Below are 20,611 nucleotides of genomic sequence, written 5' to 3' on the forward strand. Positions count from 1 at the left end.
CCACCCGGCGCGCTGGGACCCGGAGGAACGGAGACAGAAGGATCATGCACGCCACGACGCCATCCGAGGCAGATGCCCTGGACGAGGCCGTCTCCGTCTTCGTGGAACTCCGCCCCCGCCTGTTCGGGATCGCGTACCGGATACTGGGGAGCGCCGTCGAGGCCGAGGACGTGGTGCAGGAAGCATGGCTGCGCTGGCAGAAGACGGACCGTTCGGTCGTCGTGAACCCGATGGCCTTCCTGTCGAGCACCACCACCCGACTGGCGATCAACGTGGGCCAGTCCGCCCGGGTGCGGCGCGAGACCTACATCGGCCCGTGGTTGCCCGAACCCGTCGACACGAGCAGTGACCCCGAGGTGGGCGCCCAGCGGGCCGAGGCCCTGGAACTCGCGCTCCTGATCGTCCTGGAGAAGCTGACCCCCATGGAGCGGGCCGCATACGTCCTGCGACAGGCGTTCGACTATGACTACTCCGACATCGCGGAGATGCTCGGGATGACCGCCGTCAACGTCCGGAAGATCGTCAGCCGGGCCCGCAAGCACCTCGGCGCGGAACAGCGCGAGAGCGTCGACGTGGGCGAACACCGGCGCCTGCTGGAGGCGTTCGTGGCGGCGGCGCGGCAAGGCGACACCGACTCCCTGGAAACGCTCCTCACACCGAGCGCCGTCAGCCTGTCCGACGGCAACGGCATGCGCGGCGCCGCCCGGGTGCCCGTGCTGGGGCGCGCCCGCGTGGCGAACCTGTCGACCGCCTACCCGAGGTTCTGGGGCGAGGTGGAGGTACGGTTCGTGCAGGCCAACGGCCGCAGCGGGGTGATGCTCCACCGGGACGGCCGCCCCACGACCTTCATGACCGTCGCCGCCTCCCGCGAGGGGATTCACCGGGTCATGTGGGTGTTCAACCCCAGCAAGATCACCGCGTTCCTCGACTCAGGCTCCCGGTACGCCGCCCTGCCCGGCATCTGACCCGGGGAGGGCAGCAAGAGGAGTCCCCCATGCGAGTCGTTGTCGCGGGAGCCACCGGGCGGATCGGCTCCAGGACGGTCGCCGGGCTTCGGGATCGCGGCCTGGAGGTCGTGGCCGTGTCGCGCGCCGACGGTGTCGACGTCGTCACCGGAAAGGGCCTTCCCGAGGCCCTGCGGGGTGCCGACGTCGTCGTCGACGTCACTGACGCCCCGTCCCGGGCGGAGTGGGCGAGCGGGGAGTTCTTCGGCGCCGCGACACGCAACCTCGTCCGGGCTGCCGCCTCGGCGGGCGCCGAGCACCACGTGGTGCTGTCCCTCGTGGGAACCGGGCGTCTGCAGGCGGGGTACTTCCGTGCGAAGCTGCTCCAGGAGGAGCAGGTCCGAAGGTCGCCGATCCCCCACTCCGTCGTACGGGCCACACCGTTCTTCGAGACGATCGAGGCCGTCTCCCGCTCGGAGGCGTACGCGGACGGGGTGCATGTCGCGCCCGTGCCGGTGCGCCCCGTGTCGATGGACGACGTCGCCACCGCCGTCGCCCACGTCGCCGTCGGCCTGCCGCTGTGCGGCGTGCTGGAGGTCGCCGGTCCGCAGGAGCACCGCCTCGACGACCTCACGGGCAAGCTGCTGGCCGCCCGGGGCCGCATGCGCGAGGTGGTCGCCGACGCACACGCACCCTTCTTCGGCGTGGTGCTCGGGGAGCGGACGTTGCTGCCCGGGGCGAACGCCCGTCTCGGGCACACCACTTTCGCCCAGTGGCTGGAGCAGGACTGACCCGCCACGGGGACACGCGCACCGGAGGACTCGGTCACCTGCTCGAGGCGGATTGCCCGCGCTGCGCCCCGATCCCGGCCGGGCGGCCGGGCCCGTCGAGGGGTGTCACACCAGGGGTGACTTGCCGGTCAACCAGTCGTCCGCAGCCGACACGCCCCCGCAACGCAAAGGCGCATCCGATATGACACCCCGTACCTGCGACGTCGTGCCGTCCGCCCGTCGGCCGGCGGCCGCCCGTGCCCGGACGTCTGCTCCCGCTCCCCACCCGGTGATGCACCACGACACCGAGGGGGTCACGCGGTGAACGAGCTGGCCCGCCTGCCCGATCTGTCCATCGACCAGGACTACGACGGCGACTCCTTCACCCCGATCTACACCACGACCGTGACCGTGAGCGGAGGCGTGTCGAGTCACGGCCGCGCCACCGGCAGAGCCCGCTCGGCCGACGGAGGCCTGGACCTGGATCTGCGTCTGCCCGGTGAACTGGGCGGAGACGGGCAGGGCACGAACCCGGAGCAGTTGTTCGCCGCCGGCTTCGCCGCCTGCTACCACGGTGCGCTGAGCCTGGTGGCGCGGCAGGCCGCCCTCGACCCCTCGGTGATCTCGGTGCGGACGACCGTGGCCTTCGGCCGGGACCCGGACGACGGCGGTTACCTGTTGCGCGTGAACCTGGTGGTCGACTGGCCGCACGTCGACCCCGCCGTCGCCGCCCCGCTGATGGACCGCGCCGGTTCGCTCTGCCCGTACGTGAAGATGGCCGGGCAGGGAACCCCGACGAACATCACGCTGCACCACTAGCCGCACGCCCGGCCCCTCCCGGGCCGGGCCGACCCTTGGCGAACACGATGGGTGACGGGAACGCCGGCGACGCACGCTGTCACAGATACCCGCACGTACCGGTCGTAGTGAGTGACAACCCGCGCGATCGGAGTGGACCGTGGCTCTCACCGAACAACGTCTTTCCACCATGGTGCTCGTGATCGGCACCGGAGGTGCCGGGCTGCGAGCGGCGATCGAACTGGCCGAGGCCGGTGTCGACGTCCTCGCCGTCGGCAAGCGCCCCAAGGAGGACGCCCATACGGCACTGGCCGCCGGAGGCATCAACGCGGCGCTGGCCACCATGGACCCGGAGGACAGCTGGCAACAGCACGCGGCCGACACGCTCAAGGAGAGCTACCTGCTGGCCGATCCCCGGACCGTCGAGATCGTCACGCAGGGCGCCGCCCGCGGCATCGGTGATCTGGAACGCTACGGCATGGCCTTCGCCAGGGAGGACGACGGCCGCATCTCCCAGCGCTTCTTCGGCGCGCACAAGTTCCGGCGGACCGCCTTCGCCGGCGACTACACCGGTCTGGAGATCCAGCGCACGCTCGTGCGCCGCACCGAGCAGCTGGGCATCTCCGTGCTCGACGGCGTCTACATCACCCGGCTGCTGGTGCACGACGGCGCCGTCTTCGGCGCCTACGGCTTCGATCTCACGCACGGAACGCGGTACCTGATCCACGCCGACGCCGTCATCCTCGCCGCGGGCGGCCACACCCGCATCTGGCGGCGCACCTCCTCACGCCGCGACGAGAACACGGGCGACTCCTTCCGCCTCGCGGTGGAGGCCGGCGCCCGGCTCCGCGACCCCGAGCTGGTCCAGTTCCACCCCTCCGGGATCATCGAGCCGGAGAACGCGGCCGGCACCCTCGTCAGCGAGGCCGCGCGCGGCGAGGGCGGCATCCTGCGCAACGCGCTCGGGGAGCGGTTCATGAGCCGTTACGACCCCGTACGCATGGAGCTGTCCACGCGTGACCGGGTGGCCCTGGCGTCCTACACGGAGATCAAGGAAGGGCGCGGCACCCCCAAGGGCGGAGTGTGGCTCGACGTCTCCCACCTGCCCCGGCAGACGATCATGACCCGGCTTCCGCGGGTCTACCAGACGCTGCTGGACCTGCAGATGCTCGACATCACCCGCGAACCGATCGAGATCGCGCCCACCGCGCACTACTCGATGGGCGGGGTGTGGGTACGGCCCGAGGACCACAGCACCGACGTGCGCGGCCTGTACGCCATCGGCGAGGCGGCGAGCGGGCTGCACGGCGCGAACCGTCTGGGCGGGAACAGCCTCATCGAACTGCTGGTCTTCGGCCGCATCACGGGCCGGGCCGCTGCCGCCCACTCGCAGTCGCTGACCGCACAGCCGCGGTCGGCGTCCGCCGAGGCGCACGCCCGCGCGGAGGTCGACGAGCTGCTCGCGGCCGACGGGCGGGAGAACGTCCGCGCCCTGCAGCGCGCCCTGCGCAACACCATGACCGAGCACGCGGGCGTCGTGCGCGACGAGGAAGGCCTGCGTGCCGGTCTTGCCGAGCTGGCGTCGATCGAGAAGAGGATGGAGGACGTCGGCGTACACCCGGACATCGCCGGTTTCCAGGATCTCGCCCACGCCTTCGATCTCAAGTCCGCCGCGCTGGCCGCCCGAGCCACCCTCGAAGCGGCGCTGGAGCGCCGTGAGACCCGCGGCTGCCACAACCGCAGCGACTACCCCGACCTGGATCCCGCGCTGCGGGTCAACCTCGTGTGGTCCCCGACGACGGGGGTCACCCGCGAGGAGATCCCGGCCGTTCCCGACGAGATCTCCGCGCTGATGGAAGAGGTCTCGACCGACGGAAAACTCGCCGAATGACGCCGGCCCACGCCGCAACGATCGCCTGCTTGCCGGGAGTTCCCCGGGAGTTCGGTGTCACAAGCAGCACCGCTGCCCGGTCTCATCCACTGCGGGCCGCGTCAGCTCGGCGCCGGTGAACAGCTCCCTTCCGAAGCGGGCCGCACCAGGAAACAACGCCTCCGAGAGGAATCCGTCATGAAGGTCGTAGTGATCGGTGGAACCGGGCTCATCGGCTCGAAGGTGGTCGCCCTGCTGGGCGAGCACGGGCACGAGGCGGTCGCGGCCTCGCCCAACACCGGTGTCAACACGCTCACCCGCGAGGGCCTGGCCGGGGCCCTCCAGGGCGCGTCGGTCGTGGTCGACGTGTCCAACTCGCCGTCGTTCGAGGACCAGGCCGTCATCGACTTCTTCCGCGCCTCCACGACCAACCTCCTCGTGGCCGAGGCCGAGGCCGGCGTGGCGCACCACGTCGCCCTCTCCGTGGTCGGCACCGACCGTCTCCAGGGCAGCGGATACTTCCGTGCCAAGCAGGTCCAGGAGGACCTGATCAAGGAGTCCGGCACCCCGTACTCCATCGTCCACGCCACCCAGTTCTTCGAGTTCGGGAAGGGGCTCGCCGACGGGATGACCGTGGGCGACACCGTGCGCGTGCCCGCGGCCAGGATCCAGCCCATGGCCTCCGAGGACGTGGCCGCGGCCGTCGCCCGCGCCGCGGTCGGCAGTGCGGTCGACGGCGTCGTGGAGGTCGGGGGCCCCGAGGTGTTCCAGCTCGACGAGTTCCTTCGCATGGCGCTCGCAGCCCACAACGACCCCCGCTCGGTCGTCACGGACCCGAGCACCACCTACTGGGGTGCCGAACTGCAGGACAGCACGCTGCTGCCGGGCCCGGACGCCCACGTCGGCAAGGTCGCGTTCGCCGACTGGCTCTCCCGGCAGCGGTAGGCCGCAGGACGGCCCCTGCCGGAAGGCGGGGGTCACCCCGGCGGTCCGGCCGCATCGCGGCCTGTGCCGGCCGCGGGGCACCGAGCGGGACGGCCGCGCGCACAAGCCGGTGTCACAGGATTCGACTGTGTCCGGTCCAATGGTGGGAACCGCGAGGACGAACGATGTGTGGACCTGGGGCGCGCAGGGGGGCGCCCTGCTGTCAGGATGTCGCCGGGCCGAGGCGCTCCTGGGCCGACGGGACGGAGGCGTGCGGACGCGCGGTGCGCTGCCGCACGGGAGGGAGGATGCGGTATGGACGACCCCGACGCGGTACCGATCGCGGACCTCGTCGACGAGCGCCGGTATCTGCTGGACCTCGCCCAGTGGATGCTGGGCGGTGCGGAGGCCGCCGAGAGCGTCGTGGACGAGACGTACCGCCGCTGGTACGGCCTGCCGGACGCCGAGCGCCGGCGGATCGCCCCTGTCCGCTCGTGGCTCGCCAGGACCGCGGGCGCGATCTGCCTGGGCCGCCTCGCGTCCCCCGGCCCGGACGCGGCGGCCCCGAGCGTGGACCCCGGCACGCCGCCGGACGCCGCCGAGCCGGCGCGCACGACGCTGGTCCAGGAGGTCAGGCTGGTTCTGCTGAACGCGCTGGACTCCCTCTCGCCCGCCGAACGGGCGGCGTTCGTGCTCAACGACGTCTTCGGGATGCCCTCCGATGCCGTCGCCGACATGGTGGGCCGCCCCCAGCCGGAGTGCGCCGAACTCGCGGACCGCGCCCGCCGCAGCCTGCGGCGGCAGCGTTCACTGCCCACCACGCCCCAGGAACACGACGCCCTCGCCCGAGCCGTCCTGCAGGCCTGCGTGGACGAGGACACCGAGCAGCTCACCGAGCTCCTCGCCGCGGACGCCACCGCGTTCTTCGACGGCGGCGGCAAGGTCCGGGCACTCACCAGACCCGTGCACGGCGACCGTCAGGTCGCCCACAGCCTCCTCACCCTTCTCTCCGGCCGCCCCCGCACCTCCCTGGCCAACCATCCCGTCAACGGCCGCACCGGACTGGTCGCCCGCTACGACCGCCAGGTGGCCGCCGTCATCGGCCTCGACATCCGCGATCACCGTGTCTCACAGGTCTGGATCATCCTCAACCCCTACAAGCTGCACCTGTGGAACCGGCCGTCCGCTCCCGCCGAACCCGGCTCACCCCCGCTCCCGGCACCGCGGGAGGCTCACCGGTCGGAGCAGAAGGAGGCGTGATGCCGCCGGACCCCGACGCACACCGCGCGGACTGCGACCCGGCCGGCACCGGTGTGTCCCTGGCGGCCGAAGCCGCGCTCCTGGAGGCACGGCTGCGCATGCTCCGTGCGGAGATCGGCCGTGTCGACGCGCGCATCGAGGCGGACTCCGAGGCGCTGCGCGCGCCGGCCGGTGTTCCTCCCGCCGTCGCCGTGCCGCCGGACGCCGAGGAGTCCCGCGACACGTCCGGCCGCCGGAACACCGTATGACACGAGGTCCCTACCGCGCCCCTCGTTCCCAGTCGCACCTCACACCGTCACCGCCCCGCACGGCCGCGCGACAGCCCGTGCTCCTTGCGGGCCTCGTCCATCGGGAGACCCATGCGTGCCTTCGACCTGAGCCCTGTGGCGCTTCCCCGGGCGGCCGCGCGATGACGACCGTGGCTCCCTTCGGCTCCTGGCACTCCCCCATCAGTGCCGAGTCCGCCACCGCGGGCCTGTCCGCCGGTCGGATCGCGGCGCCCTCGTACGTCGGTGCGGTCGGCGACGAGGTCTGGTGGGTGGAACCACGGCCCGAGGAGGGCGGCCGGACCGCGCTCGTTCGCCGGCGCGCGGACGGGCGCACGGACTCGCTCCTGCCCGCGCCCTGGGACGTCCGCAGCCGGGTCATCGAGTACGGCGGCCGCCCCTGGGCCGCCGCGCCGGACGCGACGGGAGCACACGCCGTGTTCGTGCACTGCGACGATCAGCGGCTGTACGCGCTCCGCGTCGACCACGACCGGTGCGGCACCCCTCGCCCGCTGACCCCGGTGTCGCCGGTCGGCGCCGGCCTGCGCTGGGCCGAACCGGAGCTGGACCTCGCGCGAGGCGAAGTGCGGTGTGTGCTGGAGGAGTTCACCGGGGAGGGCCCCGGTGACGTCCGGCGGGTGCACGCCGCGGTTCCGCTGGACGGCTCGGCGGCCGGCGACCGGTCGGCGGTACGGGAGCTGGCGCCGGCGGCGCACCGCTTCATCTCGCAGGCACGGCGGTCGCCCGACGGGCGCCACGCCGCGTGGATCGCCTGGGACCACCCCCATATGCCGTGGGACGCGGCCGAGTTGCGCATCGCCGAGGTCGGTGAGGACGGCAGCCTGCGGCGGGCCCGGACGCTGACGGGCGGGCCGGGGGATCCGGTGGCCCAGGCGGAGTGGCTGGCGAACGGCACGCTGGTCGCGGCCTGCGAGAGCACCGGGTGGTGGAATCTGTACGCGGTGGACACCGGCACCGGGGAGAGGCGGCCGCTGTACCCGGTCGCCGAGGAGTTCGCCGGTCTGCAACGGCTGGGGCACCGCTGGTTCTGGCCCTTGCGCGACGGCCGCCTCGCCGTCCTGCACGGAGTGGGGGCACAGCGGCTCGCCGTCCTGGACCCCGATCGCGGGGAACTCACCGACGTGCCCGGGCCGGCCGACGAGTGGCTGCCCCACCTCGATGCCGCCCGGGACGCAATCGTCGGCGTGGCGGCGTCGAGCCGCTCGCCCTACACGGTGGTGGAGGTGGACGCGGCCACGCCGGCTCTCCCCGCCGGCCGCGTCGAGTCCGGTTTCACAGTCGACTCCGCGTATCTGCCGGCCCCCGAGCGGCGCGTCTTCGCGGGCCCTGGGGGCCGCCCGGTGCACGCGCAGGTGCACGCCCCGCGCAACCCGCGGTTCGCGGGCCCGCCCGGCGAGGTGCCTCCGCTGGTGATCTGGGCGCACGGCGGTCCGGGCCTGCGGGCCGCTCTCGCGCTCAACCCGGAGATCGCGTACTTCACCTCACGCGGCATCACGGTGGCAGAGGTCAACTACGGAGGCACCCCCGGATACGGACGCGCCTATCGCGAGCGGCTGCGTGGGCAGTGGGGTGTGGTGGACGTCGAGGATTGCGCCTGCGTCGCGCAAGCGCTGATCGAGGAGGGTACGGCGACGGCCGGGCGCGTGGCGATCCGGGGCGGCAGCGCCGGAGGGCTCACGGCGGCCCTCGCGGCGGCATCAGGAGATCTCTATGCCTGTGCCACGCTGTTCTATCCCGTCGTGGACCTCGTCTCGCTCGCCGCGGGAGGCACGCACGACTTCGAGTCCCACTATCTCGAGACGCTCGTCGGCCCCACCCACCGGACGGACCTCTACCGTGCGCGGTCCCCGCTCCTGCGGGCCGACCGCATCGCGGTTCCGCTGCTCGTCCTCCAGGGGACGGGGGACGTCATCTGCCCGCCCGCCCAGGCGGCCGCATTCGCCCGGGCGTTGTCCGGACCCGCGCGCCCGCATGTGTTCCGCACCTTCGAGGGCGAGGGTCACGGCTTCCGCCGCCAGTCGACCCTGATCGCCTGCCTGGAGGAGGAACTGCGCTTCTACGCCCGCGTGTTCGGCTTCACACCGTCCTGAGATCGCGCCTCCGCGCCCCATGCCAACAGCGTCATGGCTGGCCTCACGGTGCCTCCTGTGCCCCCGGCATGCGGGGCTCGGCCGGGCCCCCGTCGGCCTCCGGCTCCCGAAGGTAGTCCAGGAGGCTGCCGTCGATCGCGTGCCCGCGGCGGACGCCGAGGTCGTGCACCGCTTCGCGGACGGCCCGGTGCAGGATGGGCGCCCCTCGGCGCAGCACCTCGCGGGCGGCCGGGGTGAGCCGTACGTCGACGCTGCGGCGATCGTGCTCGAAGACGCTCGTCGTGAGCAGGCCGCGGTTCTGCAAGCGGGCCACCAGGCGGCTGGTGGCCGACTGGCTCACCCCGATCGCGTCGGCCAGGTCGATCAGGAGCAGCTGCCGCCGGGAAGCGATATGTGCCTCGTCGACGGCCCGCAGTGCGGAGAACTCGCTCGCCCGCAGGCGCAGATGCTGCTGCAGCCGCCGCTCGACACGGATCTCGATCTCGCGGTGGATCCGGTCGAGCGCGCGCCACCGCCCGGTCAACGCCGTGTCCCTGCTCGCCGCGGGCCCTTGGCCGGCCCCCGGCTCGAACGACGTGCTCATGCGCCGGTACGGCTCCCCGTCCGGCTCTCGCCGGCGCGCTGGGCGTCACCGTTCGTGACGAACGCGTCGCGGGGATGCTGAACGGCGGCCAGGGAGACGAGATCCCGGCCGAAGAGGGCGGCGGTGAGCCAGACGGTGAGGACGCGGATCTTGCGTTCCCAGGAGGGCACGGCCAGGACGTGGTATCCGCGGTGCATCAGCCAGGCGGGAAAACCCTTGATGACGATCCGCTTGTACTGGAAGATGCCCCGCCCCAGCCCGAGGGTCGCCACCACGCCCAGACTGCTGTGCCGGTAGGCGCGGACCCGCCCGCCGTGCAGGACGGCCGCGATGTTCTTCGCGAGGAGCCTCCCCTGCCGTACGGCGTGCTGGGCGTTCGGCACCGTGTGCGCCCCCGGCACGGGCGACGCCAGGTCGGGAACGGCCGCGTCGTCCCCGGCCGCCCACACGTCGGGCACCGGTTCGCTGTCGGTGCCCACCCGCAGATCGGGGCGGACCATGAGCAGACCGCGCTCGTCGACGGGGAGATCCGTGTGGTTGTGCACGACCGGATTGGAGGCGTTGCCGGCGGTCCACACGAGGAGCGAGGAGTCGAACTCCTCCCCGTCGGAGAGCACCACGTGCCCGTCCGCGGCGGAGAGGAGCTGCGTGTTCAGATGGACGCGCGCGCCACGGCGTTCGAGCGAGCGCACCACCCAGGCGCCCGGTTCGTCGCCCACTTCGGGCAGGATCCGGCCCCTGGCCTCGACCAGGTGGAAGGAGAGGTCGTCACGGCTCAGCTCCGGATACGACGTCAGCATCGCGGTGGCCAGCGACAGCAGCTCCCCGAAGCCCTCGACGCCGGAGAACCCGCCGCCGACGAACGTCACGGTCAGCAGCTTGCGCCGCTCGGGCCCCGGCGGCAGTGACGACGCCTGGTCGAACGCGGTCATCAGCCGGTCGCGGATGGCCACGGCCTCCTCCACGTGCTTCAGGCCGATCGCCTGCTGTGCGAGCCCGGGTACGGGAAAGGTACGGGTCACGGCGCCTGCGGTGACCACGAGGACGTCGTAACGCAACTCGTGCTCGCCGGCGCCGTTCACCGGCCGGACGGTGAGCCTGCGGTCCGCGTGCCGGATCTCCGTCACGCTGCCCGCGATCAGCCGGGTGCGACGCAGGTGCCGCCGGAGCGACACGGCGGCGTGACGGGCCTCGACGGACCCGGCGGTGACCTCCGGCAGGAACGGCTGGTAGGTCATGTAGGGCCGCGGATCGACGACGGTGACCCGCGCCTCCCCCGCGCGCAGCTTCTTCTCCAGACCCCATGCGGTGTAGAAGCCCGCGTAGCCGCCGCCGACAATCACAATCTCACGCATACGCACCCCTGCTCGTGGCTCGACACCACAGAGACCGGATGGCGCACGACGATGTGACAGGCATCCGTCACAGGCCCTCCCGCAGAGGGCGACGTCCAGGCTCTCCCGTCGCACCTGCCGGCGCCCGGCCCCGTGGCCTCCACCACCGGGCCGGGCGCGCAGCACAGGTGTTGCCGGTACCGTACCGGTCAGCCGCGCGGACGCTCGAAGGTCAGCAGCAGGCCCTCGACGGCTCCGGGGCCTATGCGGCCTTTCACGTCGGCGGAGGTGATGGCCTTGAGGCCCCAGCCGTCCTCGGCGTGCTTGTTCAGGACCTTCTCCAGTTTGTCGCTGTCCAGTGCGTCGCCGATCAGCGACTCCCGAAAGGTGACGACCTTGTATTCGTAGGCGTAGGCGCTGCTCATGACTGAGGGTCCTCCTGCCGGCCGGGCCGGGTCGGGGTGAGATTGCCGGAGCCAGACAATCATCCCCGGGGGGCATGCCGCATCCGCCCCCGCCTTTTCGGCCGGGCGGGGTCGACCCGGCAGCGGACCCCGGTCGCCCGCCCGGCAGCCGGAACACCCCCAGGACGGCCGGGCGGCCTCACTTCTTGACGGTGTTGACGTAGTTGATTCCGGTGTGGGAGAGGCCGTCCACGGCGCTCTGCACCTGTGTCAGGGTCTGGGCCGTGCCGGCCTTGTAGTAGAACCAGTTGACCTTCATGTCCCAGGTGCGTGCCCCCTGGAAGGGGAGGTCGACGAACCACGCGTTGAAGTTCACGGACATGTTGACGCTCGGGTAGTACTTACCGCTGCTGGTGAAGACCGTTCGGCCGTCCACGGAGTAGGTGACCTTCCCGCCCGCGGCGGTGATCATGACGGTGTGCCACCCCTGCAGGCTGCGCATGGCCTTCTTCGCGACCCGGTCGCCGTTCGCCTTGCTGTGCCACGTGACCAGGTCCAGCCTGGGCCCCGGCGCGCCCCAGCCGCCGTTCGGCTGGTACTCGGCGTCGAGTTCGCTGTAGCGGGCGCGGTCGGGCGAGATCGCGTAGAAGGCCTCGGTGATGTGGTCGCCGTTCGCGCCCCTGGTGGGCTTGTTGTTGAAGTAGATGCGAGCGGCGTAGGTCCCCGTCAGGAACTTGGTGCCACTGGTCATGACCTCGGCCTGCTCCGTTCCGGCCTTCGTTCCGTCGGTTCCGGCCCGCAGTCGCAGGACCTGACCGCCCACAGCGGTCTTCTCCTCCGGGAAGCCGACCGCCGAAGAGGACCATGTGCCGCGGATTCCGGGGCCGCCCTTGCTGGTGCGGACGATCCAGCCGTGGGCGTGAAGTGCGGGGTCGTCGGATCCGCTGTAGTGGAAGTTGTCGAACACGACTCCGGACGGGGGCGCCGGCTGCGCGCCGCCGAAGGCGCCTCGAGCGGTCTTGCGGCCGCCGGGTTCGTCCCCCCAGACGTGCTGCCCCCTCAGGTAGGCGGTCACCAGCTTCGACGGCTGAAACGTCTTGTCGGCGGCGTCGTAGGAGCGGTCGTTGCCCTGGTCCGTCCTCTTGCCGTCGGGGCGGTACAACTGGAGCCCTATGGCTCCGCCCTTCTCACCCGCCGCCAGGCTCCCCGCCCCGTCGGTGAAGCGGATCTCCAGATAGTGGTCGGCGCCGGACGTCGGCTCGTGCATCGCCACGACCGTCCCGGAGATGTGGGAGCAGCCGACGGGAGCCTGGAGGCAGTTGTAGGCGAACGAGGGGGCCGAGTCCTGGGTGAAGTAGTACCGGATGGTGACGTCCGAGAGGCTCACCGCCTTCTTGGACGTGTTGACCACTTCGAACCAGGGCTGGGTCGCGTCCGCCGTGGCGGGTGTGCCCGCCTTGTACCTGATGGTGAGCTGCGGGGGCTGCGCGGTGCGCCAGAAGTGGTACCCGCCGACGCCGGCGGCCGCCACGACCACCAACACAAGCAGTGCCTTGATCACGGCACCCGCACGGCGTGAGCCCGAAGACTTGCGACGTCGGGCGCGTGCGGACCCGACGGATGGGGTGGTGGCCACCGATTGCTCCTAGCTCAGGGCGTCCGAGGCCCTGATCCGGGCCAGATTGCGGTCGGTTCCGCCACCGCGGCGCGGGCGTGCTGCACGGGGTCGGCCGGGAAGCGCTCAGGGTGGGTGGCCACCGGATCGGTGCCGTACCCGGCCGTGTCCCACTCGTTACCGATGCCGTCGAAGGACTGCTCCGGCACGGCCTGGTGCGGGACCGCACCGCTCGCACCGTGGCCCTGCTGGTACGACCAGGCGGGCGACGCAGCCGGAGCGTACGGCTCGATGGGCCGCACCGGGTCCGCGGGGAACGGGGTCCAGGCGCGCCCGCTGTACGGCTGGGAGGGTATCGCCGAAAGCGTCGGCAAGGCCGGATCGTACTCGCCGCCTCCGAAGCCCTCGGTCTCGGCGGGGGTGCCTCCGTCAGTGCCGTGCGCCTCGTCCGGCGCGTCCTCCGCCTTGGTGATCTCTGCACCGTTCTCCCTGGTGCCCCACTTGGTCTTGTTCAGCGTGGCCAGGGAGTACAGGCGCAGTGGCAGGAGGAGACCAAGGTTGAGCAGGGCGTACAGCGGGGCGCAGGCGAAGGTGAAGATCCGGTCCAGGAACGGGATGCTGACGGCCCCCCGCAGGTAGTGCAGGGACCTGACCCAGGACATGAGGCAGATATAGCCGGCGTATCCCGCCAGGACCTTCCAGCCCGCGGGATGCATGGCGATGACGACCACCGCGGCGAGCAGCGCGCTGGTGAACGCCACCCACGTGACGAGTTCCAGCAGATTCAGCCACCAGAAGGCGCGGTGGATGTACCGCAGCCGCACGGCCAGCAGGCTGCCCTCGCGGAAGAACGACTTGCCCCAGCGGATCTGCTGGCGGACGTAGTGACCGAGTTTCTCGGGGACGTCGGTCCAGCCGACCGCAGCGGGCTGGATGAGCGAGCGGCCCTCGATCAGGCAGTAGTAGGTGAGGCGGCGGTCGTCGCCGAAGGTGGCGGGCTTGCCGAGGAAACGCTGGTTGAGGAAGTCGTCGACGTACTTGCGGGCGACCCACCCGCGGTATGCCGCCAGGGACCCGCACGCACACAGGACGGAACCGAGCCGGCTGTATGCGACGCGCTCACCGAGGAAGGCGTTGACGTACCGCATGTCGATCAGCCGGGTGAGCAGGTTCACCGCCCGGTTGTGCGCGAGGACGAGTCCCGTCACGCAGGTGACCCGGCGGTGGCTGAAGGGACCCAGCAACTCGTCCACGGCCCAATCGTCCAGCACCGTGTCGGAGTCGACGCACACGTAGACATCGGCGCCGGGGGCATCCGCGAACCCAGCGGCCAACCCATGCCGCTTGCCCCGGTTCTCCGGGAAGCGGATCAGGTTGATGCGGATTCCGGCCGCCTGGAACCGCGGTCGCAGACTTGCGATCACCTGCTCGGCATCGCGCGTCGCGGAGCAGTCGTCCACCACGGTGAGAGAGGCCAGGGGCCGCTTCTGCGCCAGAAGCGACTCCAGACATCGACGGAGCATGGCCGGAGACTCGTTGTAGACCGTGATCACGCCGTGGACCGTCAGCCGGTCCCCTCCCCGGCCGTTCCCACGGCGTCGCTTCCTGCGACCACGCCCAGGGCGAGGGATGGACAGCAGCAGCTTGAGCGCGAGGACACAGCCGACGGCAGAGCCGTATACCGACAGGTGGAGGTTCATGTCCTGCCGCCCGCCGAGACTTCTGCGGTGGTTATGCCGGTGTGCACGCCAACTCGTGCACGTCGCCCATGTACGGACATAGTTCCCTTAGATCGATGCGCCCGATGTGATAAAAGTATGAATCGTGTGTGTGGGGCATGTATATCACGCGAGTGATTGAAAGCCGCACAACAGTACGGGCCGGTAACAAAACGGCATACCCACAGATGACGGTCTTGCGGGGCCCTCATGCGCTCCGGCAGCAACCGTCCGCGGGAGCCTCGAGCGCGTCGCCCTCTCTCAGCGAACACCGTGCCCCGACCGTGCCGGCCGCCCGCGCGCCCGGCGCAGGATCCCATCCGATCCCCCTAAGACGAACGGAGTCCCGCATGCAGGGCAGTGCCCGCAGCATCGCTGTCTTTGGTGCCGGCTACATCGGACTGGTCACCGCCGCCTGCTTCGCCCATCTGGGCCACCGGGTCACCGTCCGCGACATCCAGCCCGAACGCATCCGTCTGCTGAACGCCGGCGACGTGCCCATCTACGAGCCGGGCCTGGGCGACCTCCTCGCCGAGAACAAAGAGCGCCTGACGTACACCCTGGACGCCGCCGAAGCCGTCCGCGACGCCGAGGTCGCCTACATCTGCGTCGACACCCCGCCGACCGCCTCCGGGGACGCCGACCTCTCCAGCGTCTGGGCCGTCATCCGCGCGCTCAAGGACGCCACCCACCTGGCCGCCGTCGTCGTCAAATCCACCGTCCCGGTCGGTACCGGGTCGCGCATCCGGGCCGCTCTCGACGAGGCCGGCCTCGCGCGCGTCGGTTACGCCTCGAACCCCGAGTTCACCGCCGAGGGTCGAGCCGTCACCGACTTCCTGCACCCCGACCGCATCGTCATCGGCACCGACGACCCCGCCACGGCCGCGCTGCTGACCGAGTTGCACGCCGGCATCGACGGCCCGGTGCAGCGGATGGACGTCGCCTCGGCGGAAATGGTCAAGCTGGCCGCCAACGCCCTGCTCGCCACGAAGATCACCTTCATCAACGAGATAGCCACCGTCTGCGAGGCGACGGGCGCCGACGTCACTCGCGTCGCCGACGCCATCGGCATGGATCACCGGCTCGGCCGCCACTTCCTCAACGCCGGCCTCGGTTACGGCGGATCCTGCTTCCCCAAGGACTCCCGTGCCCTTCGCGCCATGGCCAGCAACAGCGGCTACTCCTTCCAGCTCCTCAACGCCGTGATCGCGGTCAACGACCTCCAGCCCCGTCGCGCCGTCCAACGTCTCAAGGCGGAACTCGGCACCCTCGGCCGGCGGCGCATCGCCCTGCTCGGCATGACGTTCAAGCCGGGCACCGACGACATGCGCGAGGCCCCCAGCACCGTCCTCGCCTCCCGCCTCCTCGCCGAAGGCGCCACCCTCACCTGCTGGGACCCCATGGCTCGTCCCGCCGATGCGGCCCCGTGGGCAGCAGCGGAACGGCACCCCACCATCACGGAGGCAATCACCGGCGCGGACGCCGCCATCATCGTCACCGAATGGCCCCACCTCCACGACGTCGACTGGGAACGGGCCCGCCCCACCATGCGGAACCCCTTGCTCCTCGACGGACGCAACATGCTCGATCCCGACGCGCTTTCCCGTGCCGGGTACACATGCATGAGCGTCGGACGCGCCACGACCCGGCCCCGGGGCTGACCGGGACACCGATCGAACGCTGTGCCGCCCTCGGTCCGGCCGTTCAACCGCGTGCGGTGTGCGCCGCCGTCCAGTTCGCGAGCGCCTCGAGGGCGGCGGCCCTGATCCCGTCCGGCGCCGCGCTGCAGCGCAGTGAGTCGCGGGCCATGCCGGCGAGTTGGCGGGCGGTCAGGCCCATGTCGCGGTGGGCGGCGCGGTATTCGTCGATGATGTCCACGCCGAAGAACGCGGGACAGTCGCTGCCCAGGGAGACCGGCACCCCTGCCGCCAGCAGGCGGGGCAGCGGGTGTTCGGCCAGGCTCGGGGCCGCGCCGAGGCGGACGTTGCTCGTCGGGCAGACGTCGAGACAGATCCGGTGCTCGGCGAGAAGCCGGACCAGGGCCGGATCGGCTACGGCGGAGATGCCGTGCGAGATGCGGTCGGCGCCGAGGTCCCGCCAGGCCGAGCGCACGCTCTCGGCGCCGGCTCCCTCGCCGGCGTGCGGCACCAGCAACAGCCCGCTGTCCTTCAGCGAGGCGAACACCTCGCGGAAGAGGGCGGCCGGATACGCGGCCTCGTTGCCGGCCAGGCCGAAGCCGACGATGCCGCGGCCGGCGTGGCGGCGGGCGATTGCCGCGGTCGCCGTGGCGTCGGCGAGGGGCCGGGCACGGTTGTGCGCCAGGATGAGGCCGGCGCCGCAGCCCGTGGCCCGGGTGCCCTGGTCGAGCCCGTCGAGCACGGCCTCGACGACGCCCTCGGCGGCGCCGAGCCGTCCGGTGTAGCTGAAGGGGACGTGGTACAGCTCGGTCCACACGACGCCGGTGGCGGCGGCGTCCTCGACGATCTCGCGGGCCACACGCGCAAGGTCGTCGAGGCTGCGGACGAGGTCGCGGGCGGACTCGTACGCGGCGACGAAACCGGCCTGGTCCGCGTACGGTCCGGTGTCCAGGAGCGGCAGGCCGTACCGCTCGGCCAGCTCACGGGCCGTCTCCCGCCGTAGGGCGCCCTCCAGGTGGAGGTGGAGATGGGCCTTGGGCAGTGCGCGCAGGTCGTCGGTGGTGAGTGTCATGTGCTCCGTCCTGTCGCCGAGGGCCGGGGTCCTGCCGGGCGGCAGGGGCGGGCGGATGCCCGCGAAGGGCTCCGCCCGGCCCCGGCGGTGCGTCACGCCGTGGACGCCGGGGCCGGCCGGGGCCGGGTCGGGGTCCGTCAGTCCTCGAAGCCGACGTAGACCGACTTGGTCCAGGTGTAGAAGTCCAGCGCGGTGGACCCCTGCTCCCGGTAGGTGTTGGTCGAGGAGTCCTTGACCCCGCCGAACGGTACGTTGAGGTCGAGGCCCGTGGTCGGACGGTTGATCTTCACCACGCCCGCCTGGACACGGGCGGCGAAGCGGTGAGCCGCGCCGAGGTCGCGGGTGACGATGCCGGCCGCGAGTCCGAACGGCACGTCGTTGGCGAGGTCGATGGCCGAGTCGAGGTCGTCCGCGGTGAGGACGCCGATGACCGGGCCGAAGATCTCCTCGCGGGCGATGGTGTGCTCGGGATGGACACCGGTGACCACCGCCGGAGCCTGGTAGAGGCCCTCGGGCCGGGCGCCTCCGCACAGCACCTGGCCGCCCTCCTGCGCCGCCAGGTCCAGATACCGCCGGTCGGTGGCGAGTTGGGGCTCGCTGACGACGGGTCCCATGACGGTGCCCTCGGCGAGGCCGTCACCGGGGCGGTAGCGGTCCGCTTCCTTCAGCAGGGCAGCCACGAAGGCGTCGTGCACACCCGGTGTGGTGATCACCCGGCTGCTCGCCGTGCAGGCCTGGCCGGTGAGACCGAATCCGCCCGCGGCGGCGATGCGGGCCGCCGTCGCCGGGTCGGCGTCGTCGAGAACGACCAGCGGGTTCTTGCCGCCCATCTCGAGCTGGACCCGGGCGTGCCGTGCGGAGACCACGGAGTGGATGTGCCGGCCGACCGCGACCGAGCCGGTGAAGGAGACGGCGGCCACCCGCGGGTCGCCGGTGAGGTCGTCGCCGATCTCGGAGCCGGGGCCGTTGACGACGTTGAGGACACCGGCGGGCAGGCCCGCCTCGGTCAGGCAGTCCGCCAGGTGCTTGACGGACACCGGCGTGAGCTCGGCGGGCTTCAGGACCACCGCGTTGCCGGCGGCGAGCGCCGGCGCGGTCTTCCATGCGGGGATGGCGATGGGGAAGTTCCACGGCGTGATGACGGCGACCACGCCGAGCGGCTCGCGCCGGGTGTAGACGAAGGTGCCGGGGACGGAGGACGGCAGGTGGTCGCCGCCGAGCCGCCAGGCCTCGCCGCCGTAAAAGCGGAGGACGTCGATGGCGCGGCGCACCTCGCCACGGGCCTCGGCCAGCGTCTTGCCCTCCTCGCGGACCAGGTCGCGGGCGGCCCGCTCGGCGCGGGAGCGCAGGATCTCCGCGGCGTCCAGCAGGACGGTGCCGCGGGCCGGGGCCGGCAGGGCGGCCCACGCGGGTTGCGCCTCCTCGGCGGCGCGGACGGCCGCGTCGACGGTCTTGGCGTCGCCGTCGGCGATCACGGCGACCAGGTCGTCGGGGCGTGCCGGGTTGCGGCGTTCGCGGGTGGGTGTGCCGGTCCACTCGCCGGCGATGAAGTGCCGGATCTCGTGCGTCGGCGTCTGGGGGTCTGTCATGGGCGTACTCCGTTCAGAAACTGCGGGCCATGCCGCCGTCGACGCGGACCTGGCTGCCGGTCACGTAGGAGGCGGGTGCGCTGCACAGGAAGGCGGCGGCGGCGCCGAACTCCTCGGGCGTGCCGTACCGGCCGGCGGGGATCGCCGCGCGGGCGGCCGCCGCGACCGCCTCGACGGTGGTGTGCTCCCGTTCGGCCCGCGCGCGGTCGAGCGCGGCGACCCGGTCGGTGGCGATGCGCCCGGGCAGCAGCATGTTGACGGTGACGCCGTCGGCGGCGACCTCCGAGGCCAGGGTCTTGAGCAGTCCGGCCAGCGCGGCGCGGCCGGCGTTGGACAGGGCGAGGCCGGGCAGCGGCTCGTTGACGCCGCTGGAGCCGATGGCGAGGATCCGTCCCCAGCCTCGTTCCCGCATGCCCGGCAGGGTGTGCCGGATGAGGGCCTGATGGGGCAGCAGGAGGCTGCCGACGGCGGCGGAGAGGGACTCGGGCGTCTGGTCGGCGGCGGTGCCGGGGGCGGGTCCCCCGCCGTTGAGGACCAGGATGTCCACGGGGCCGAGGAGTTCCCCGGTCCGGCGTACCAGCGCCTCGGGGGTTCCGGGATCGGTGAGGTCGGCGGGGATGCCGACGGCGCCGGGCAGTGCCGCGGCCTCCCGTTCCACCACCTCGGCGCGGCGGCCGCTGATCACGACGCGGGCGCCCTCGGCGGCCAGTGCGCGAGCGGTCGCGCGGCCGAGGCCCGCGGTGGAGGCGGCCACCAGGGCCACGCGTCCGCTGATGCCGAGATCCATCAGGCGTTCACCCCGTCCGTCGGCTCCCCGAGCAGCCGTTCGGCCGCGGCGATGTGTGCGGCGGCCATCGGTGCGAGGCTCTCCGGGAGGGAGGGCGCCGGCGGCCGGACGCCGGACTCGATGAAGGTGCCGCGGCGGCGGATGCACTCCTTGCGGACGGCGAGGCCGATGCCGGGCTGCGCCTCGAAGTTGACCAGCGGCAGCCAGGGGGCGAAGACCTCGCGGGCCGCCTCGAAGCCGCCGGACCGCCATGCCTCGACCGTGGCGACGAGGGCCTCCGGGTAGGAGAAGCCGGTCATCGCTCCGGCCGAGCCCGCGGCGAGTTCGTCCAGCAGTCCGACGCCGCCGAGCCCGCCGAAGACGGGAAGGTCGGTGACCGCGGTGAGGGTGGCGATCGCGGGCGCGGTCGGCGGGGACTCGGACTTGACCGCGACCACGATGTCGGCGTTCTCGGCGACCACCCGCGCCAGGACCCGCTGATCGATCCTCACGCCGCTGATCAGCGGGTAGTCCTGGACGACGATGCCGGCGCCGGTCTCGGCGTGCACCGCCCGCAGGTGGCGGGCCAGGACGGCCGGGTCCGCGGTGTTGACCAGCACCATGAGGCCTGCGACGCCGTCGGCGCCGCCGGCCGCGTCCAGGACGGTGCGGGCCTGCTCGATCGCGACGCGGGTGGAGCGTCCGGCGAGGCCGACCACCATGGGCAGGTCGCCTCGGGTCTCACCGACGACCTCCACGACGTCGTGCTGCTCGGCGAGGTCGAGGTGGGCGGCTTCGCCGAAGACCCCGAGGACGGTCAGTCCCGTGGCCCCGGCGGCCGTGTAGAGGTCCACCGCCCGGGCGAGGGAGGTCTCGTCGACCTCGAGCGCGGAGCCCGCGAAAGGGGTGGCGAGTACGCCCCAGACGCCGGGGGCGAGAGGAGTGCTCAC

General features: G+C 72.2%; 18 protein-coding genes. 9 read left to right on the plus strand and 9 right to left on the minus strand.

Features of this window, described 5'->3' with window-relative positions; all coding sequences use genetic code 11:
* Positions 1 to 44 precede the first annotated feature (44 nt).
* The 8 genes from ACLU3S_RS00440 (at position 45) to ACLU3S_RS00475 (ending at position 8,943) form a co-directional block, all read left to right on the plus strand.
* Complete coding sequence (locus ACLU3S_RS00440; RefSeq protein ID WP_413949629.1) at positions 45 to 965, plus strand: sigma-70 family RNA polymerase sigma factor; 921 nt, start codon at positions 45 to 47, stop codon at positions 963 to 965.
* A gap of 29 nt (positions 966 to 994) precedes the next feature.
* Positions 995 to 1,735: an SDR family oxidoreductase gene (locus ACLU3S_RS00445; RefSeq protein WP_413949630.1), complete on the plus strand. Its 741-nt coding sequence runs from the start codon at positions 995 to 997 to the stop codon at positions 1,733 to 1,735.
* Between the two features lie 300 nt (positions 1,736 to 2,035).
* A complete protein-coding gene (locus tag ACLU3S_RS00450) occupies positions 2,036 to 2,533 on the plus strand; it encodes an Ohr family peroxiredoxin (protein WP_413949631.1) in 498 nt (165 codons plus the stop codon).
* A gap of 169 nt (positions 2,534 to 2,702) precedes the next feature.
* Positions 2,703 to 4,403 carry an FAD-dependent oxidoreductase gene (locus ACLU3S_RS00455; RefSeq protein ID WP_413949747.1) on the plus strand — a complete coding sequence of 567 codons (1,701 nt, stop codon included), beginning with the start codon at positions 2,703 to 2,705 and terminating at the stop codon, positions 4,401 to 4,403.
* 177 nt (positions 4,404 to 4,580) lie between these two features.
* The gene (locus ACLU3S_RS00460) at positions 4,581 to 5,327 is read left to right on the plus strand and encodes an SDR family oxidoreductase (RefSeq protein ID WP_413949632.1); all 747 of its coding nucleotides are present in this window, start codon (positions 4,581 to 4,583) and stop codon (positions 5,325 to 5,327) included.
* Positions 5,328 to 5,621: 294 nt separating this feature from the next.
* Complete coding sequence (locus ACLU3S_RS00465) at positions 5,622 to 6,566, plus strand: sigma factor-like helix-turn-helix DNA-binding protein (RefSeq protein ID WP_413949633.1); 945 nt, start codon at positions 5,622 to 5,624, stop codon at positions 6,564 to 6,566.
* On the plus strand, positions 6,566 to 6,814 hold the full coding sequence (locus ACLU3S_RS00470) for a hypothetical protein (RefSeq protein ID WP_413949634.1): 249 nt from the start codon (positions 6,566 to 6,568) through the stop codon (positions 6,812 to 6,814). The genes ACLU3S_RS00465 and ACLU3S_RS00470 overlap by 1 nt, the downstream gene beginning before the upstream one ends.
* Before the next feature lie 161 nt (positions 6,815 to 6,975).
* Positions 6,976 to 8,943: a prolyl oligopeptidase family serine peptidase gene (locus tag ACLU3S_RS00475; protein WP_413949635.1), complete on the plus strand. Its 1,968-nt coding sequence runs from the start codon at positions 6,976 to 6,978 to the stop codon at positions 8,941 to 8,943.
* Between the two features lie 43 nt (positions 8,944 to 8,986).
* Here ACLU3S_RS00475 and ACLU3S_RS00480 read toward each other — a convergent pair whose 3' ends face one another.
* From ACLU3S_RS00480 to ACLU3S_RS00500, 5 genes are all read right to left on the minus strand, one after another.
* Complete coding sequence (locus ACLU3S_RS00480; RefSeq protein ID WP_413949636.1) at positions 8,987 to 9,526, minus strand: MarR family winged helix-turn-helix transcriptional regulator; 540 nt, start codon at positions 9,524 to 9,526, stop codon at positions 8,987 to 8,989.
* Positions 9,523 to 10,881, minus strand: a complete 1,359-nt coding sequence (locus ACLU3S_RS00485) for an NAD(P)/FAD-dependent oxidoreductase (protein ID WP_413949637.1) — start codon at positions 10,879 to 10,881, stop codon at positions 9,523 to 9,525. Before ACLU3S_RS00485 ends, ACLU3S_RS00480 begins: the two co-directional genes overlap by 4 nt.
* A 188-nt stretch (positions 10,882 to 11,069) precedes the next feature.
* Entirely contained in the window at positions 11,070 to 11,285 is a 216-nt protein-coding gene (locus ACLU3S_RS00490) for a DUF4177 domain-containing protein (RefSeq protein ID WP_352222334.1), read from the minus strand.
* A gap of 178 nt (positions 11,286 to 11,463) precedes the next feature.
* Positions 11,464 to 12,825: a cellulose binding domain-containing protein gene (locus tag ACLU3S_RS00495; protein WP_413949638.1), complete on the minus strand. Its 1,362-nt coding sequence runs from the start codon at positions 12,823 to 12,825 to the stop codon at positions 11,464 to 11,466.
* Between the two features lie 89 nt (positions 12,826 to 12,914).
* The gene (locus tag ACLU3S_RS00500; protein WP_413949639.1) at positions 12,915 to 14,432 is read right to left on the minus strand and encodes a glycosyltransferase; all 1,518 of its coding nucleotides are present in this window, start codon (positions 14,430 to 14,432) and stop codon (positions 12,915 to 12,917) included.
* A 515-nt stretch (positions 14,433 to 14,947) separates the two neighbouring features.
* Between ACLU3S_RS00500 and ACLU3S_RS00505 the strand changes: the two genes are divergently transcribed.
* Positions 14,948 to 16,258, plus strand: a complete 1,311-nt coding sequence (locus ACLU3S_RS00505) for a UDP-glucose dehydrogenase family protein (RefSeq protein WP_413949640.1) — start codon at positions 14,948 to 14,950, stop codon at positions 16,256 to 16,258.
* 43 nt (positions 16,259 to 16,301) lie between these two features.
* Here ACLU3S_RS00505 and add read toward each other — a convergent pair whose 3' ends face one another.
* The 4 genes from add to ACLU3S_RS00525 all read right to left on the minus strand — a co-directional run bounded on the left by add (position 16,302) and on the right by ACLU3S_RS00525 (position 20,611).
* Positions 16,302 to 17,306 carry an adenosine deaminase gene (add, locus tag ACLU3S_RS00510; protein WP_413949641.1) on the minus strand — a complete coding sequence of 335 codons (1,005 nt, stop codon included), beginning with the start codon at positions 17,304 to 17,306 and terminating at the stop codon, positions 16,302 to 16,304.
* 137 nt (positions 17,307 to 17,443) lie between these two features.
* Positions 17,444 to 18,895 carry an aldehyde dehydrogenase family protein gene (locus ACLU3S_RS00515; RefSeq protein WP_413949642.1) on the minus strand — a complete coding sequence of 484 codons (1,452 nt, stop codon included), beginning with the start codon at positions 18,893 to 18,895 and terminating at the stop codon, positions 17,444 to 17,446.
* Between the two features lie 13 nt (positions 18,896 to 18,908).
* A complete protein-coding gene (locus ACLU3S_RS00520) occupies positions 18,909 to 19,682 on the minus strand; it encodes an SDR family oxidoreductase (RefSeq protein ID WP_413949643.1) in 774 nt (257 codons plus the stop codon).
* Complete coding sequence (locus tag ACLU3S_RS00525; protein WP_413949644.1) at positions 19,682 to 20,611, minus strand: dihydrodipicolinate synthase family protein; 930 nt, start codon at positions 20,609 to 20,611, stop codon at positions 19,682 to 19,684. Before ACLU3S_RS00525 ends, ACLU3S_RS00520 begins: the two co-directional genes overlap by 1 nt.

The organism is Streptomyces sp. AF1A (genome assembly GCF_047340315.1).
In the GTDB taxonomy this organism is placed as follows: Bacteria; Actinomycetota; Actinomycetes; order Streptomycetales; family Streptomycetaceae; genus Streptomyces.